Genomic DNA, 15,854 nt, shown 5'->3' on the forward strand with positions numbered 1-15,854 from the left:
CGGCACGTTTCGGTCATGCCGCCACAATACCCACGGGTATTGAAAACCGCCAGGTATTCGATTCCCATGGGTATTGAATGCGCGGGAGCCGATCAGTGCGCGCTGACCCCGCTGAGTTCGTTCGGGGTTTCGGGCAGAGTGGCGGTGGCGGTGACGGCGCCGGTGGTCAGGTCGAGGCGGCGGATCTGCCTGGTGGCGGTGTCGGAGACGTAGATGTCGTTGCCGCGCACGAAGATCGCCGGTCGGGGATCCTGCCAGCGCAGCGGTTCCTCCCACGGTCCGAGGACCGGGATGGTCCGGGTGACGGTCCCGGCCGCGGGGTCGATGACGTGGATGCGGCCGTCGGTGCCGAGCACCAGCGCCTCGCCCTGCGGGCCGCGGGCCAGCGAGCGGAAGGTGTAACTGGTGCCGAGATCCACCAGCCGCAGGCTGCCGTCGCGGCTGTCGATCAGCGAGACCCGTTGCGGCCGTTCGAGTTCGGCGTCCTTGTCGGTCTTGTAGTCGCCGAGCGCGATCGGGGAGGCATCGGTACCGGCCTGATTGCCGATGCGGCCGTACGGGTCGGGGCTGGTGACCTTGGTGAGGGTGCCGTTGCGATAGACCAGAGCGCCGGTCTGGCAACCGATGACGACGGCCTCACCCTGCACGGTGGATTCGCCGTGCACGCCCGGGCAGTCCTCGTTGCGCGCGATCTCGGTGCGGTTGCGGTCCAGCACGGCGACACCGGTGCGCTTCTCCTCGGTCCCGAGGGTGACGACCAGCTCGCCGTTCGACAGCTGGATCGCGACGCCGTGGTGCGGCGCGGCCGCCTTGTAGGTCTGTGTCTCGGGGGTGCCGTCGCCCAGCTTGTGGGGATCGAACATGGTGACCTCGCCGCTGCCGTCGGCGAACAGCACGGTGCGCCCGGCATGCCGCACCACGTGGCCGGGCTTGGCGGCGGGGAAGGTGGTGTCGGTCAGTTCGCCGTGCACGGCGTCGAGGGCCTGGAAGCCGTCCTTGGTCGACACCATGAGGTGGTGGTCGTCGCCGGCCGGGTTGAGGCGGTTGAACCCGTCGAGCTTCACCTCGTCCGCCATCGCCAGGGACTTCCCGTCGAGCAGGTAGATGCCGCCGTCGTAGGTGACCGCGATCGGATCGGTGATCGCCGCGTGGTCGGAATGGTGGTCCGAATCCGAATCGTCTGCGCCGCAACCGTTCAGGGCCACCGCGGACGCCACTATCGCGGAGGCGGCCAGGGATCGGGCCGCGCGGGAACGTAACCGCATGTGCTTCTCCATATCTGTTGTTCGATGCTCGGGTCAGGGCGCCGTCAGGCCGTGCACGATGGCCTCGGTGTTGGCGCGCATCATGTCCAGGTAGGTGGGAGCGCCGCCGCCGGGCTCGGTGAGCGATTCCGAGTACAGGGCGATGACCCGCACCCGCAGCCCCGCCTGCTCGGCCAGGACGCGGGCCAGGCGGTCGGGCTGGGAGGAATCGGCGAAGATGGCGGGAACGCCCGCGGCGCGGACGGTTTCGGCCAGCCCGGCGAGATCCGAGGCGCTGGGCGAGGCGAGCGTGGTGCCGCTGGGGACGACCGCGCCGATCACCTCGAACCCGAATCGCTGTGCCAGGTAACCGAATACGTGGTGGTTGGTGACCAGCTTGCGCCGGTCCGGCGGCAGCGCGGCGAACCGCTCGGTCATCCACCCGTCGAGCCGGTCCAGCTCCCCCAGATAGCGGGCGGTGTTGGCGCGCGCGGCGTCGGCATCGATCCCGTCGATTCCGGCGATCCGGGCGCCGATCACCTCCACGGCGCGGCGCACCCGCGCCGGATCGGTCCAGAAGTGCGGATCCGGCTTGCCGCCCTCGGTGCTGCGGTACCGGATCGGATCCACCTGCTCGCCGACGGAAACCGTTGCCACCCCGGCGTCTTCGGCCGCGCGCACGTGCCGCTGCACGCCCTCCTCCAGGCCGAGGCCGTTGTGGACCAGCAGCGCGGCGCGTTCGATGCGTGCGGCCGTCTGGGCGGAGACAGCGAACTGGTGCGGATCGGCGTTCGGCGGCATCAGCACCGTGACCGCCGCCGTCTCACCGACGATCGCGCGGGTGATATCGCCGAGAATATTGGTGGTGACGACGATCTCGGGCCCGTCGTCGGCCCGGTCGGCGCAGGCCGGTGCCACGGCCAGCACGAGTAGCGCGATACACGCCCGGATCACGGTTCTCATCGGCCCGTCTCCACCATGTACTCGGGCGCGATGTCGAGGATGAACGTCCGTGCGCGACGCAGATTGTCGCGGTAGTCGATCTCGTACACCGCGCGGGCGGCCGCGTCGTTGACGTAGGCACGGCCGGTATCGATCTGGATCACCGGCGGCGGCGCACCCGGCGCGACCGGACCGGCGAGCAGCGGCGTCTGCGCGGTCTGCGCGCCCGTGCCGATATCGTGGCCGTGCAGCACGCCGTCGCGGGTCAGGGTGAGCAGAACACTGCCCTCCCCGGCCGTATTGGCCGCGAGCACCGGACCCGTTTCCACCAGTCGCCAAGTGCGCGTGCGGATGTCGAGCACCCACACGCCGCGCTCACCCGCCCGGGCGACGAGCGTGGTGCTCCCGGGGCGGTGGGCGAACTCCGTCGCACGCTCGGTATCCGGAACCGGTTGCGGGTAGGCGATCTTCGCGGCCTCGAACCGTCCCTCGGCGGCGGTCACCAGCACGGCACCGTCGGCGCAACCGAAGACCAGGCCGCGGCGCGTCACGGCGGAACCCCGTGGTGCAGAACATGTCTCGGTCAAGGGTGCGACCACGGCTCCGTCCCGGTTCCGGATCTCCGCACGGCCGGTGTCCCTCGCGACCACGGCGAGGTGTTCCGCGTACGGAACCGCGAGGGCATTCGCGATCACGCCGCGTTCGGTGACCCGGCCCGCATCGAGCGCGGCCCGGTCCAGCAGGGTGGTGCCGGAGTCGGTGACCACGGCGGTGATCACCGGATCGCTGTGCGCCGCAACCGAACCACCGCGCCCCATCGTGCCCGCCTCGCGGATCGCGGCGCGGTAGTAGTGCACGTGGTCGCCGTGGTCCACCGTCCACGCACCGCCGTCCACGATCCGCACCCCCGCGCCGCTGCCGAGATAGGCGAACCGGTCGTCTCCGGACATCCCGGTCACGCCCGGCGCCCGGCCACCGTCGGTGACCGCGCCGTCGATCAGATCGACCACCCGCACCGCTCCCCCGGCGTCGGCGGCCACCACCCGGGTCTGCGGCGCATCGGTCTCCTCCGCACCCTCCACGTAACCATGCGGCGTCTCGGTGACCGGCGCGGAATCGCCTGTGTCCGAGCCGCATCCGGCCAGCGGCAGCACCGCTACCAGCGCCGCCGCAAGAGCCAGCGCGTTCGCCCCAGGCAGGCGCATCCGGTCGCGCAGCCACGCCGCCGCGGCCGACGCGAAGAACACCGCGACCGCGACGGCCACGATGGTCGCGCCCGCGGCGGTGCCCGCGTGCCAGGACACCAGCAGGCCCACCACCGTCGAGAACCCGCCGAACAGCGCCGCCAGCGCCATGATCACCGGAACCCGGTCGGCCCAATACGTCGCCGCGGCCGGTGGCGCGATGAGCAGGCCGAACACCAGCAGGGTGCCCGCGACATGGAAGGAGGCGACGATCGCCAGGGTCAGCAGGCCCAACAGTGCCGCCTGCGCCCACCGCGGCCGCAGCCCCAGCGTGTGCGCCTTGCGCGGATCGAACGCCAGCGCCAGGAACGCGCGATGACCCAGCACCGCGATCACCACCGCGATCGCCAGTGCCGCAACGAGATAGCCGAGATCGCGGTCCCGGATGGCCAGCACGTCACCGAACAGGAACCCGGTCACATCGACGGCGAACGACTGCGACCGCGACACGATGATCACACCGGCCGCCAGCATTCCGACGAACATCAGGCCGATCCCGGTGTCGGCGGTGAATCGCGGATTACGTTGCAGCGCAGTCACACCCAGCGCCATCGCCGCGGCGCTGCAGGCGGCGCCCACCAGCAGATTGCCGCCGAGCAGCGAGGCCAGCGCCACCCCCGGCAGCATCCCGTGCGCCATTGCGTCACCCAGAAAAGCCATGCCGCGCACCACCACCCACGTACCCGCCAGTGCGCAGATGCAGGAGACCAGCAGTCCACCCCACAGCGCTCTCTGTACGAAAGACACTTCGAACGGGGCAAACAGGACATCCATGGCACGGCACTTTATAATGGAAACGATTTTCAATACAAGTTAGGTGATGTGGTGCACAAAGAAAAGACCCCGGCAGTCCGGATCGACGCGCTCTCGGCCGGGTATCACTCGCACACCGTGCTGCACCGGATCACCACCGAGATTCCCGCCGGTCAGGTCACCGCGATCGTCGGCCCCAACGGATCCGGGAAATCCACGCTGCTCAGCGTCATCGCCGGGGTCGTCGCTCCGGCGACCGGGACCGTCCGGCGCAGCAGCTCCCGGCGCCCGGCCTTCGTGGTCCAGCAGGGCGCGATACCGGCGACCCTGCCCCTCACCGTCCGCGACACCGTCGCCATGGGCCGCTGGGCACACCGCGGCCCCTGGCGGCGGCTCACCCGCGCCGATACCGCGATCGTGCGGGCCTGCATGGAACGCATGCACATCGCCGACCTCGCCCGCCGCCGCCTCACCACCCTCTCCGGCGGCCAGCGGCAACGCGCCCTCCTCGCCCAGGCCCTCGCACAGCAATCGGATCTGCTATTGCTGGACGAACCCACCACCGGGCTGGATTCCGAAGCCCAGCAACAGATCTCGTCCACGCTCCGCGAACTGGCGGCCGACGGGGTGGCCGTCGTCCAGGCCACCCACGATCACCGCGAGGCCCTGCACGCCGACCACTGCCTGCAACTGCACACCGGCAATCTCATCGCCGCAGGCACTCCCGCAGACGTACTACTGGGAGAACCCTCGGTCCGCGCGGCCCCGTGAACACCGCCGACCCGATCAGCCGAGACGGCGTCGGATCGCCCGCTACCAGCCGTTCCAGTGGGTCAGCCGGTCCGCGGGCAGGCGGTGCGCCGGGCGGAAGTCGGTGCCCCGCGTGTAGGCGATCGGGAACAGACCGCCCTGGCTGTACTTGTCGAACGGGATGCCGAGAAGTTCGGCGGCCTGCTTCTCGCCGTCGCCGCTGAGATGCAGCGTCGTCCACGCCGAGCCCAGGCCGCGGGAGCGCAACGCCAGCATGAAGCTCCACACCGCGGGCAACAGCGAACCCCAGAAGCCCGCGCTCGACCCCCCGCGGCCGCTCTCGGCACGCCCCTCGAGGCACGGGATCAACATGACCGGGACCTCGTGGAGGTGGTCGTTGAGATACCTGGCGGACTCCGTCACGAGGGACCGCCGCAGGTCGCGGTCGTCCCCGAACTCGGGCCGCGGCGCGTCGAGATAGGGCGTCGCGTAGGTCCGGTAGATATCGGCCAGCGCCTTCTTCCGCTCGGGGTCGTCGACGAACACCCACTGCCACCCTTGGCTGTTCGACCCCGTCGGCGCCTGCAACGCCAACTCGAGGCACTCCAGCAACACGTCCCGAGGCACCGGCCTCTCCAGATCCAGCCGTTTACGCACCGACCGAGTAGTACTCAGGACTTCGTCAACCGACAGGTCCAGGACATTCCCAACCGCCATCGCATCTCCTAGTCGATATCCGTCGTCCCAGCTCATCCACTGGCCACTTCCTCGATTTCTACCATTCCCGCAACGGAACATCCCGCCGGAGTCCCGCACGCATTGCTCGCGGCCCGTAACCTCCGTATCGGACATCCGAGCAGACGGTATCGAGGGAGAGGCGTCATCTGATGGGCGAGCAGAAACGGGACCTCGATGACGGCCCTAGGCGCTACATCCTCACAACCTCGACGGGATCGGGCAGGACCCATGCGCTCCGGGTACGAACGACACCATTCGAGGACGCCTTGGTGGGCATGAGTCGAGAACAGTTGGAGGAGAAGTACGTTGAACTCAGTGCCAAGATCGAAGCAGCGCGCAAGCCCAGCCCCGCGTCGTCGGAAGCCGAGCTGAGGAAATACCTCGACCGCATTGATTCGTATCTGTTTCAACGCCGTATGGTCGCCGACAAGATAGCCCAACGGTCTCGGCGCGATGAAATCGGCGAGATCAAGGAAGCGGTCGAATCGAAAGTTGCGGACCCGGAAGTGAGACAGGAGCTTTCGGATCTCGTAACCGAGGTTGCCAGACGTCAGGACGAGCTGGCTGCACGCCTGGACGAGAGCGATGATGCGGTAGACCAGGAGCTGAGGAAAATCGAAGTCCAGCAACGACGCTGGGACATGCGCAAATCCATGCTCGAACGCGAGCCGGCCGCCGTCCTGATCGGCGGTCTCCTACTCCTCGTGCTGACCCTCGCATTGATCATCGCAACGTTCAGCCACACGACCGTGCCGGACGTGCTCACCAACATGATCCTGCTGATCCTGGGATTCTTCTTCGGCCAGACCACCAGCACCAACCGGCCGGGCGGCGAGTGACAGATCACCCCCGGCCGCGCGCAGGACCCGCCGAGATTCTCGCCGAGCGCGGACGCTCAGCGCCGAACACAGCCCTATTTCTTCATCATGTCGTAGATGCGCTTGCATTCCGGGCAGACCGGGGAGCCGGGCTTGGCGGACTTCGTCACCGGGAATACCTCGCCGCACAGGGCTACCACGTGGGTGCCCATGACGGCACTCTCGGCGATCTTGTCCTTCTTCACGTAGTGGAAGTACTTCGGGGTGTCGTCGGAGGTCGACTCGTCGGTGGTCTCATCCGGACGGACCAGGGTGTCGGTGCTCACGGGTTCCATGATGCCAGCATCGGTCCGGGTGGTCGCATCGCGTGGCCGATTCCACGATCTCGGCGCGGTCCGGGGCCGGGATCCCGGCCGACCCGTGTGTGCAATCGGCGGGCCCGAGTGGAAGACTCGAGGTATGCAGCGTGACGGCGAATCCCCCGATGCCGAAGACCGCGACGGCAAGGTTCGCCCCGAGTTCGAGATGCGTCCGCCCGGTTCGATCCCCCGCCCGGCCCGCCCCTCCGAGGGCTATTTCCCCGGTGAGCAGGAGCGCCGCCCGGCGCTGATCACCGAGGCCGCCCCGTCGCTGGAGCAGCAGCATCGGGCGCGGGTGCGCCGGTACACGATCATCATGGCATTCCGCATCCCCTGCCTGGTCCTGGCCGCGGTGGCCTACGGCCTGTGGGCCAATCCGCTCATCTCGCTGGCCATCATCGGCGTCTCGATCCCGCTGCCGTGGATCGCGGTGCTGATCGCCAACGATCGCCCGCCGCGTCGCAAGGACGAGCCCAGCCGCTGGGACGGCCGCCGCGCCGCCAAGGCCCTGGAATCAGGCCACCACCGCTCGATCGACGGCTGACCGCGACGCCGCGCTGATCAGGCCCGACATTACCGCGGCCGTCCCGCACAGCGCCCCCGCGATGTACCAGGCCAGGTCGTAGCTGCCCTGCAGATCGCGGATCACGCCCGCGCCGGTGGCCGCCAGCGCGGCGCCGATCTGGTGGGAGGCGAAGACCCAGCCGAAGGCGATCGGTCCGTCGTCGCCGAAATGCTTGCGGCACAGGGCGACCGTGGGCGGCACGGTCGCGATCCAGTCCAGGCCGTAGAAGATGATGAACACCCACATGCTGGGGCGGGTGTCGGGGGCGAACAGCGCGGGCAGGATCAGCAGCGACAGGCCGCGCAGCGAGTAGTAGCCGACGAGCAGGTACCGCGAGTCGACGCGGTCGGTGAGCCAGCCGGAGGCGACGGTCCCGGCGACGTCGAAGACGCCGACGACCGCCAGCAGCCCGGCCGCGGTGGTCGGGGGCATGCCGTGATCGTGTGCCGCGCTCACGAAATGGGTGCCCACCAGGCCGTTGGTCGAGGCACCGCAGACCGCGAAACCGCCTGCCAGCAGCCAGAATTGGGACGTGCGCGCGACCTTGGCCAGCACCGTCAGCGCACGGGTCGCACCGCCGGTCACCGCGACCCGCATCCCGGCGGCGCTCCCGGGCTCGGCGCCGTAGGCCCGGGTGCCGACATCGCTGGGAAAGTCGCGGATGAACAGCAGCACCAGCGGCACCACCGCCAGCGCCGTGCCCGCTACCACCAGCGACGGCACCCGCCAGCCGTGCGCCTGCGCCAGCGCCGAGACCAGCGGCAGGAACACCAGCTGACCGGTCGCCCCGGCGGCGGTGAGCACGCCGGTCACCAGGCCGCGGTGCCGGACGAACCAGCGCCCGGTGATGGTGGCCACGAACGGCATCGACATCGAACCCACCCCGAGACCCACCAGCAGGCCCCAGGTCGCCAGCAGTTGCCACGACGCGGTCATGAACACCGTCAGGCCGCTGCCCGCCGCCACCAGCAGCAGCGCCGACGCCACCACCCGGCGGATGCCGAAGCGGTCCATCAGCGCCGCGGCGAACGGCGAGATCAGCCCGTACAGCAGCACATTCAGCGAGACCGCCGCCCCGATGGTGCCGTGCGACCAGCCGAACTCCTCGTGCAGCGGATCCATCAGCACACTCGGCACCGACCGGAATCCGGCCGCGCCGATCAGCGCCACGAATCCGGCGGCGGCGACCAGCCAGGCGGGGTGGACGCGGGGCCGCACGCCGCCCGATTCCGTTCTCTCGGAGGAGTGTTGCAGTTCGGTCACCCCAAGATCGTGCAGGAAATGCCGTTGCCGGACGAGTGGCCTGAATGCCACAATGCGTCAATATCTGGCCACTTCGGGAGGACGGCATGATCTGTTGGAACAGCGCCTTCATCGATCGCCCCGCCGCGCAGTGCGGCGCGGCCTTCGCCTTCTGGACCGCCGTGACCCGGACGCGGCTTTCCGAACCGAGCGGTGAGAACGGCGAATTCGCCTCCCTGCTGCCCGAATCCGGGGATCCGTGCCTGGGCGGCCAGGCCGTGGGCGGTCCCGGAGGCGCCCATGTGGACCTCGGCGTCGATGATCTCGCCGCGGCGCGCGGGCGGGCGATCGACCTGGGCGCCGTGCCGGTCGTCGACCGCGGCAACTTCTCCCACCTGCGCTCCCCTGCCGGGACGGCATTCTGCGTCACCACCGACGAGGGCCATCGGGTCCCGCCGCCGATCGCGGCCCCGGACGGCACGCTCAGCCGCCTCGATCAGGTGTGCCTGGATATCGGCGCCTCCGACTACGACCGGGAGACCGAGTTCTGGGCGGCGCTGACCGGCTGGGAGCTGCGGCCGACCAGCCGACCGGAGTTCACGCGGCTGGGCGTGCCGGATACCCTGCCGATACGAATCCTGTTGCAGCGCAAAGATTCCGACGGCCAGTCCACGGCCCACCTCGACGTCGCCTGCGCGGACGTCGGCGCCACCGCCGCCTGGCACGAGTCCCTCGGCGCACGACGCGTCTCGCGCGGGGCGCACTGGATGGTGATGAACGACCCGACCGGCGGCCCCTACTGCCTCACCGGCCGCGACCCGCACACCGGCCGGGTCCCGCAATGATTCCAGCGGTCCCGAGGATGAGACCGGCTCTCCCGCGTCCCGCACACATTCCCGCGCTTCCCACAAGCCCCGCCGCGGGTGCGGGAACCAGGCGGGCCTTGCCGCGCTCGGCGGCGACGGCGACGATCGCAAGGGCGACAGTGGCAGCGGCAACGACGGTTGCGGTGGTGGAGACCGTGGCGGCGACGGTGGCGGCGGCGACCGAGGCGGCGGCGATGGTGGTGACGGCGACGACCGTGGCACTGGCGGTGGCGACGGTGGCGGTGGAGACCGTGGCGGCGATGGTCAGGCGGTGCGGGGCGGGTACGAACGCGGGGTGTGCGAACGGCGAGGGGTGGTGGCGGTGACCCGGCCGCACCGGGTGGCGGTGCTGGCGCTCGCGCCCGTGGTGGGGTTCGATATGACGATTCCGCCGACGGTGCTGGGCAATGCCGCGGCGGCGGACGGTACCAGGCTGTACGACGTGCGTATCTGCGGGCTGAGCACCGAACCCGTCACCGCGACAATGGGTTACGCGATCGTGCCGCAGTCGGGACCGGACTGGCTCGGCGTCGCCGACACCGTCATCGTGCCCGGCACACAGATGTCCGGGCCGCGGCGCGACGGGACGATCACCCCGGAACTCGCCGAGGCCCTGTCCACGATCCGCGCCGAGGCACGGATCGTGTCGATCTGCACCGGCGCCTTCGTCCTCGGCGCGGCGGGTCTGCTCGACGGCCACCGCGCGACCACGCACTGGGCGTTCGCCGACGACTTCCGCAGGCTCTACCCGCGGGTACGCCTGGACGAGAACCTGCTGTTCGTGGAGGACGGAAACGTCTGCACCGCAGCGGGTTTGGCGGCGGGCCTGGACCTGTGCCTGCACCTGCTGCGCAGCGACCACAACAGCGAGGTCGCCAACCAGGCCGCCCGCTACTGCGTGGTGCCGCCGTGGCGCGAGGGCGGCCAGTCGCAGTTCATCGACCGCCACGTCCCCGAGGACGGCTCCGACGGCACCGCCCCCACCCGCGCCTGGGCCCTGCGGCACCTCGACCACGATCTGGGCCTGACCACGCTGTCCGCCCACGCCCGCATGAGCGTGCGCACCTTCACCCGCCGGTTCAAGGCCGAAACCGGGCTCGCGCCGGGCGCCTGGCTGCTGCAGCAGCGCCTGCGCCACGCCCGGCACCTACTGGAGTCCACCGATCTGCCGATCGACGAGGTGGCCCGCGCCGCCGGTCTGGGAACGGCCGCCTCGCTGCGCCACCACATGCGCAGCGAGCTGGGCGTCCCGCCGCTGACGTATCGCAAGACCTTCAGGTCGGGGTTGCGAACGGTACCGGAATAGCCCGCGCGCCCGCGAATCTCAGTGGGGCACGGCCTTTTCCGCGCCCGCGCCGGTCAGGGAACGGACCTGCATCTCGATGTACTTCGCCTCGTCGTGCTCCTTGGACAGCATGGTGCCGAGCCAGCCGAGGGCGAAGGACACCGGGATCGAGACCAGCCCCGGGTTCGACAGCGGGAACCAGCTGAAGTCGACGGATTTGATCATCGCCGTCGACGCGCCCGACACCGCCGGGGAGAACACGATCAGCACGACGGTCACCAGCAGGCCGCCGTAGCTGCTGAACAGCGCCCCGGTGGTGTTGAACCGCTTCCAGAACAGCGAATACAGAATGGTCGGCAGGTTCGCCGAGGCCGCCACCGCGAACGCCAGCGCCACCAGGAACGCCACATTCTGATTCTTCGCCAGGATGCCACCCACGATCGCGACCGCGCCGATCACCACGGCGGTGATGCGGGCGACCCGCACCTCCCCCTCCTTGCTGTCGGCCTGCCCGCGCTTGATGACATTGGCGTACACGTCGTGCGCGAACGACGCCGACGCGGTGATCGTCAGCCCCGCCACCACGGCCAGAATGGTCGCGAAGGCCACCGCCGCAACGAATCCCAGCAGCAGCGGCCCGCCCAGCTCCAGCGCCAGCAGCGGTGCCGCGGCATTCTCCTTACCCGGCGCGGCATTGATCTTCTCGGGCCCGACCAGCGCCGCCGCGCCGTACCCGAGCACCAGCGTGAACAGGTAGAACAGCCCGATCAGCGCGATCGCCCACACCACCGACCGACGAGCGTCCTTGGCCGTCGGCACGGTATAGAAGCGCATCAGCACATGCGGCAGCCCCGCCGTGCCGAGCACCAAAGCCAGTGCGAGAGAAAGGAAGTCGAGCTTGCTGGTCTCGTTCTTGCCGTAGCGGAAGCCGGGATCGAGCAGCTGGGCGCCGGTCTTGCCGCTGTTGTCGACCGCCTGCTGCAGCAGCGTCGACAGGTTCAGCCCGTACTTGGCGAGCACCCACACCGTCATCGCCGCGGCCGCCCCGATCAGCAGCACCGCCTTCACGATCTGCACCCAGGTGGTGCCCTTCATGCCGCCGACCAGCACATACACGATCATCAGCGCGCCCACCACGGCGATCACCAGGTTCTGGCCCATATCGCCGGACACCCCCAGCAGCAGCGACACCAGCACACCGGCGCCCGCCATCTGCGCCAGCAGGTAGAACAGGCTCACCGCCAGCGTCGAGGTGGCCGCGGCGGCACGCACCGGACGCTGCTTCATCCGGAACGCCAGGACGTCGCCGAGGGTGAATTTGCCTGTGTTGCGCAGCAATTCGGCCACGAGCAGCAGCGCGACCAGCCACGCCACCAGGAATCCGATCGAGTACAGGAATCCGTCGTAACCGTAGAGCGCGATGGCCCCGGCGATGCCGAGGAAGCTGGCCGCCGACAGGTAGTCGCCGGAGATCGCGACGCCGTTCTGGGGTCCGGAGAACGCCCGGCCCGCCGCGTAATAGTCTGCGGCGGTTCGGGTGTCGCGGCTGGCACGGAACACGATCACGAGCGTGATCGCCACGAAGATCGCGAAGATGGTGATGTTGAGGCCCGGCCGGCTGCCCTCGACAGCGGCGGCGAGAGTGGAACTCATCGGGTCGGTTCCTCCATGTCGGCGCGCAGCTCGTCGGCGATCGGATCCAGTTCACGATCGGCGTAGCGCACGTACAGCCCGGTGATGACGAAGGTCGAGACGAATTGCAGCAGCCCCAGGATCAGCCCGACGTTGATGGTGCCGACGACCCGCGTGGACATGAAGTCGTGGGCGTAGTCGGCCAGCAGCACGTAGAGGGCGTACCAGGCGAGGAACAGGGCGGTCATCGGAAAGACGAAGAGGCGGAATCTGCGGCGTAGTCGCTGGAACTCCGGACTGTCGTAGGCGCGGGCCCAGTCGCCCGACGGTTCCCCGGCCTGCTCTTCGGTTGTCACCTGCCGTACCTCCCTCGTGAGCCACGTCACAATATCAGGAAATCGGACATTTGACCTGCGGAATGTCCCAGGTCGGCGGCGGGGGCGGCGGAAGAGTTACGCGGATTCCCGGCGCGATTCACACCGTTGCGGGGTCGCTGCCGAGTGCCCGGCGGTTGCCCTGGCAGAGTTCTCCGACTGTGCCGACGAATCAGACCACAGCGGTCTCCCCGCTCGCCGCGCTCGCGCCGCAGCTGCGCACCGCGCTGACCCGAGTCCAGTACGACACCGACACGCTGCTGCGGGCGCTCGGCGAGCCCGCACACGCCGCACTCGGCCGTTCCGAACCGGTGCCCGCGCGGCGCGCGGCCCGCGCGGCCGGTGAGCTGGGCACCCTGGTCCGGCTGCTGCTGCTCGGCGACGCGCTGCCCGAGCGGGAGGTGGCGGCTGCGCTGGCCCCGGTCGATCTCGACCACGCGGTTGCCGCGGGTCTGCTGGACCGCGACGGCGATCGGGTGCGCGCCGCCCTGGATCTGCGGCCGCTGGATCTGGGCCACGGCCCCCGCTGGGTGCTGTCGGATCTCGATGACGCGATGCATCGCCGCACCCTGACCGCCGACCACGTGCTCGGCGTCGGACAGGCCTCGCTGTCGCTGCTGCGCGCCACCCCGACCGCACCCGTCGGCACGGTGCTGGATCTGGGCACCGGCTGCGGCGTGCAGGCCGTGCACGCGGCCTCCTACGCGGGCAGGGTCACCGGCACCGACGTCAACCGCCGGGCGCTGTGGCTGGCCGAGGCCACCGCCGCGCTCAACGACCTCGATCTCGAACTGCTCGAGGGCTCCTGGTTCGAGCCGGTGGCCGGGCGCCGCTTCGACCAGGTGGTCGCCAATCCCCCGTTCGTCGTCGGCCCGGCCCGCGTCGAGCACACCTACCGCGACTCCGGGCTGGCCCTCGACGGGGCCAGCGAGCTGGTCGTCTCCCAGGCACCGGAGCTGCTGAATCCGGGCGGTACCGCGGCCATGCTGGCGGCGTGGGTGCACGTGGACGGCGAGGACTGGCGCACCCGGGTGTCGTCGTGGCTGCCCGATCACGGCGTCGACGCGTGGATCGTGCAGCGCGATATCGCCGATCCGGCGCTGTACGTGGGCACCTGGCTGCGCGACGCGGGCCTGGATCCGCGCGATCGGCAGGCCCAGGAGCAGGCCGAACGCTGGCTCGACGCGTTCACGGCCGCGGATGTCGAGGGCGTCGGGTTCGGATTCGTGTATCTGCGCGCCATCGACGGCCCGACCGAGGTGCTCGCCGAGGATCTGACCCACGGCTTCGACGATCCCCTCGGCCCGGAAGCCACCGCGCACTTCCGGCGATCGGCCTGGCTGCGCGCGGTCGCCGGGGACGAGAACCTCGCCTGGACATCACGATTCGAGGTCGATCCGGCCACCGCGCTGGAACGGGTCGCCCTGCCCGGAGCCGAGGGCTGGGAGCAGCAGGTGGTGCGGTTGCACCGCGGCGACGGCCCGCGCTGGCAGCACGAGGTCGACGACACCGCCGCCGCGCTGATGGCGGGAATGCGCGCGGACGGCCTGCCGTTGCAGGAACTGGTCGAATTGCTGGCAATCGGCCACACCGGCACCACCGCCACACCGGAGTTCCGCGCCTCGGCGCTGGCGGTCACCACCGGACTGGTGCGCCACGGATTGATCCACCCCGCGTAGCCCCGCGGGCATCACGGTTGGATGCATTCCCGGTCGCCGTCCGGCAACGGCCGCCGACCGGCGTTCCCGACTCGCCCGCTTCTTAGGAACTTCTCAGATGGAAGGGGAGAAACCCGCAGCTCAGCTACGGTTTACCGGGACAGTCTCGGGGAACTTTCCCAGTGTCGGGTCCGTTGATCGGAGTGAGACACCACCGACAGGAGGCAAGTCATGACAAGCCCCGCCACCACTGGAGTGCGCGCCAGCGATCAGGGGGACCTCGACGCCCAGAGCCCCGCCGCCGACCTGGTACGCGTGTACCTGAACGGAATCGGCAAGACGGCGCTGCTGACGGCGGCCGATGAGGTCGAGCTGGCCAAGCGCATCGAGGCGGGCCTCTATGCCCAACACCTGTTGGAAACCGGCAAACGTCTGTCCGCCACCCGAAAACGGGACCTGGCGATCCTGGTACGCGACGGCCAGTCCGCGCGCCAGCATCTGCTCGAGGCCAACCTGCGCCTGGTCGTCTCGCTGGCCAAGCGCTACACCGGCCGCGGCATGCCGCTGCTCGACCTGATCCAGGAGGGCAACCTCGGCCTGATCCGGGCGATGGAGAAGTTCGACTACTCCAAGGGTTTCAAGTTCTCCACCTACGCCACCTGGTGGATCCGCCAGGCCATCACGCGTGGCATGGCCGATCAGAGCCGCACCATCCGGCTCCCCGTGCACCTGGTCGAGCAGGTCAACAAGCTGGCCCGGATCAAGCGCGAGCTGCACCAGCAGCTCGGGCGCGAGGCCACCGACGCGGAACTGGCCGCCGAATCCGGCATCCCGGAGGAGAAGATCTCCGACCTTCTCGATCACAGCCGCGATCCGGTGAGCCTGGACATGCCGGTGGGCAACGACGAAGAGGCCCCGCTCGGCGATTTCATCGAGGACTCCGAGGCCACCTCGGCCGAGAGCGCCGTCATCGCCGGGCTGATGCACCGCGACGTGCGCAGCGTGCTGGCCACGCTGGACGAGCGCGAGCAGCAGGTCATCCGGCTGCGTTTCGGGCTCGACGACGGTCAGCCGCGTACGCTGGACCAGATCGGCAAGCTGTTCGGCCTGTCTCGCGAGCGGGTGCGTCAGATAGAGCGTGAGGTCATGTCCAAGCTGCGCAAGGGCGAGCGGGCCGATCGGCTGCGCGCCTACGCCAGCTGACAAGTCCGGCCGCACCCCGGGCCGGTCGAACAACCGAGGCCGTTCGAGCCTCCCCCAGACGCTGGGCCGTGCGGAATACGGCCCCGCCCCCCCCCCGGGCTGATGTGGGGTGGTGGTAACCCCCAGCCCCCGGGGGCGCCCCCCCCGCCCCGACCCCCCCGGCCAACCGCCCCCCCGGCCG

General features: G+C 69.8%; 16 protein-coding genes. 8 read left to right on the forward strand and 8 right to left on the reverse strand.

The features are described 5' to 3' along the window. Positions 1–92: 92 nt before the first annotated feature. Genes aztD through aztB form a run of 3 tightly spaced genes read right to left on the reverse strand, consistent with a single transcriptional unit; the run spans position 93 to position 4,177 of the window. On the reverse strand, positions 93–1,265 hold the full coding sequence (gene aztD / locus QH290_RS31135; protein ID WP_280265823.1) for a zinc metallochaperone AztD: 1,173 nt from the start codon (positions 1,263–1,265) through the stop codon (positions 93–95). A gap of 33 nt (positions 1,266–1,298) precedes the next feature. Then, positions 1,299–2,207 carry a zinc ABC transporter substrate-binding protein AztC gene (gene aztC, locus QH290_RS31140; RefSeq protein ID WP_280265822.1) on the reverse strand — a complete coding sequence of 303 codons (909 nt, stop codon included), beginning with the start codon at positions 2,205–2,207 and terminating at the stop codon, positions 1,299–1,301. Then, on the reverse strand, positions 2,204–4,177 hold the full coding sequence (gene aztB / locus QH290_RS31145) for a zinc ABC transporter permease AztB (protein WP_280386795.1): 1,974 nt from the start codon (positions 4,175–4,177) through the stop codon (positions 2,204–2,206). The genes aztC and aztB overlap by 4 nt, the downstream gene beginning before the upstream one ends. 78 nt (positions 4,178–4,255) lie before the next feature. Here aztB and aztA point away from each other — a divergent pair, with 78 nt between their 5' ends. Next, the gene (aztA, locus tag QH290_RS31150; protein ID WP_280386797.1) at positions 4,256–4,954 is read left to right on the forward strand and encodes a zinc ABC transporter ATP-binding protein AztA; all 699 of its coding nucleotides are present in this window, start codon (positions 4,256–4,258) and stop codon (positions 4,952–4,954) included. A 42-nt stretch (positions 4,955–4,996) separates the two neighbouring features. Here aztA and QH290_RS31155 read toward each other — a convergent pair whose 3' ends face one another. Then, positions 4,997–5,650, reverse strand: coding sequence for a nitroreductase family protein (locus QH290_RS31155; protein WP_280265819.1), 654 nt, complete (start codon positions 5,648–5,650; stop codon positions 4,997–4,999). A 170-nt stretch (positions 5,651–5,820) separates the two neighbouring features. Between QH290_RS31155 and QH290_RS31160 the strand changes: the two genes are divergently transcribed. Further along, positions 5,821–6,510 carry a hypothetical protein gene (locus QH290_RS31160; RefSeq protein WP_280265818.1) on the forward strand — a complete coding sequence of 230 codons (690 nt, stop codon included), beginning with the start codon at positions 5,821–5,823 and terminating at the stop codon, positions 6,508–6,510. 74 nt (positions 6,511–6,584) lie between these two features. On the opposite strand, the gene QH290_RS31165 is transcribed toward QH290_RS31160, so the two are convergent. Further along, positions 6,585–6,815, reverse strand: coding sequence for a DUF3039 domain-containing protein (locus tag QH290_RS31165; protein ID WP_280265817.1), 231 nt, complete (start codon positions 6,813–6,815; stop codon positions 6,585–6,587). A 133-nt stretch (positions 6,816–6,948) separates the two neighbouring features. On the opposite strand from QH290_RS31165, the gene QH290_RS31170 reads away from it, so the two are divergent. Continuing rightward, positions 6,949–7,392, forward strand: coding sequence for a DUF3099 domain-containing protein (locus QH290_RS31170; protein WP_280265816.1), 444 nt, complete (start codon positions 6,949–6,951; stop codon positions 7,390–7,392). Here QH290_RS31170 and QH290_RS31175 read toward each other — a convergent pair. Beyond that, positions 7,363–8,676, reverse strand: a complete 1,314-nt coding sequence (locus QH290_RS31175) for an MFS transporter (protein WP_280386799.1) — start codon at positions 8,674–8,676, stop codon at positions 7,363–7,365. The two genes, QH290_RS31170 and QH290_RS31175, sit on opposite strands and share 30 nt — an antisense overlap. A gap of 86 nt (positions 8,677–8,762) precedes the next feature. Here QH290_RS31175 and QH290_RS31180 point away from each other — a divergent pair, with 86 nt between their 5' ends. From QH290_RS31180 to QH290_RS31190, 3 genes are all read left to right on the forward strand, one after another. Then, on the forward strand, positions 8,763–9,500 hold the full coding sequence (locus tag QH290_RS31180) for a VOC family protein (RefSeq protein ID WP_280386801.1): 738 nt from the start codon (positions 8,763–8,765) through the stop codon (positions 9,498–9,500). 140 nt (positions 9,501–9,640) lie between these two features. Beyond that, positions 9,641–9,847 (forward strand): hypothetical protein, encoded by a 207-nt coding sequence (locus QH290_RS31185; protein ID WP_280386803.1) that lies wholly within the window; start codon positions 9,641–9,643, stop codon positions 9,845–9,847. Then, complete coding sequence (locus QH290_RS31190) at positions 9,844–10,827, forward strand: GlxA family transcriptional regulator (RefSeq protein WP_280386805.1); 984 nt, start codon at positions 9,844–9,846, stop codon at positions 10,825–10,827. Before QH290_RS31185 ends, QH290_RS31190 begins: the two co-directional genes overlap by 4 nt. Before the next feature lie 18 nt (positions 10,828–10,845). On the opposite strand, the gene QH290_RS31195 is transcribed toward QH290_RS31190, so the two are convergent. Together QH290_RS31195 and QH290_RS31200 are read right to left on the reverse strand one after the other, a co-directional pair. Next, positions 10,846–12,459, reverse strand: a complete 1,614-nt coding sequence (locus QH290_RS31195; protein WP_280265443.1) for a solute symporter family protein — start codon at positions 12,457–12,459, stop codon at positions 10,846–10,848. Further along, positions 12,456–12,794 carry a DUF485 domain-containing protein gene (locus QH290_RS31200; protein ID WP_280386806.1) on the reverse strand — a complete coding sequence of 113 codons (339 nt, stop codon included), beginning with the start codon at positions 12,792–12,794 and terminating at the stop codon, positions 12,456–12,458. The genes QH290_RS31195 and QH290_RS31200 overlap by 4 nt, the downstream gene beginning before the upstream one ends. 179 nt (positions 12,795–12,973) lie before the next feature. On the opposite strand from QH290_RS31200, the gene QH290_RS31205 reads away from it, so the two are divergent. Together QH290_RS31205 and QH290_RS31210 are read left to right on the forward strand one after the other, a co-directional pair. Further along, positions 12,974–14,491, forward strand: a complete 1,518-nt coding sequence (locus tag QH290_RS31205) for a DUF7782 domain-containing protein (RefSeq protein ID WP_280386808.1) — start codon at positions 12,974–12,976, stop codon at positions 14,489–14,491. 210 nt (positions 14,492–14,701) lie between these two features. Then, positions 14,702–15,673 carry a sigma-70 family RNA polymerase sigma factor gene (locus QH290_RS31210; protein ID WP_280265446.1) on the forward strand — a complete coding sequence of 324 codons (972 nt, stop codon included), beginning with the start codon at positions 14,702–14,704 and terminating at the stop codon, positions 15,671–15,673. Positions 15,674–15,854: the final 181 nt, after the last annotated feature.

The organism is Nocardia wallacei, assembly GCF_029869545.1.
Classification (GTDB): Bacteria; Actinomycetota; Actinomycetes; order Mycobacteriales; family Mycobacteriaceae; genus Nocardia; species Nocardia wallacei_A.

Excerpts from the sequence above, each read along its gene's own strand:
- aztD (WP_280265823.1), bottom strand. The coding sequence starts at position 1,265 with ATGCGGTTACGTTCCCGCGCGGCCCGATCCCTGGCCGCCTCCGCGATA.
- aztC (WP_280265822.1), bottom strand. The coding sequence starts at position 2,207 with ATGAGAACCGTGATCCGGGCGTGTATCGCGCTACTCGTGCTGGCCGTG.
- QH290_RS31155 (WP_280265819.1), bottom strand. The coding sequence starts at position 5,650 with ATGGCGGTTGGGAATGTCCTGGACCTGTCGGTTGACGAAGTCCTGAGT.
- QH290_RS31160 (WP_280265818.1), top strand. The coding sequence starts at position 5,821 with ATGGGCGAGCAGAAACGGGACCTCGATGACGGCCCTAGGCGCTACATC.
- QH290_RS31170 (WP_280265816.1), top strand. The coding sequence starts at position 6,949 with ATGCAGCGTGACGGCGAATCCCCCGATGCCGAAGACCGCGACGGCAAG.
- QH290_RS31180 (WP_280386801.1), top strand. The coding sequence starts at position 8,763 with ATGATCTGTTGGAACAGCGCCTTCATCGATCGCCCCGCCGCGCAGTGC.
- QH290_RS31195 (WP_280265443.1), bottom strand. The coding sequence starts at position 12,459 with ATGAGTTCCACTCTCGCCGCCGCTGTCGAGGGCAGCCGGCCGGGCCTC.
- QH290_RS31210 (WP_280265446.1), top strand. The coding sequence starts at position 14,702 with ATGACAAGCCCCGCCACCACTGGAGTGCGCGCCAGCGATCAGGGGGAC.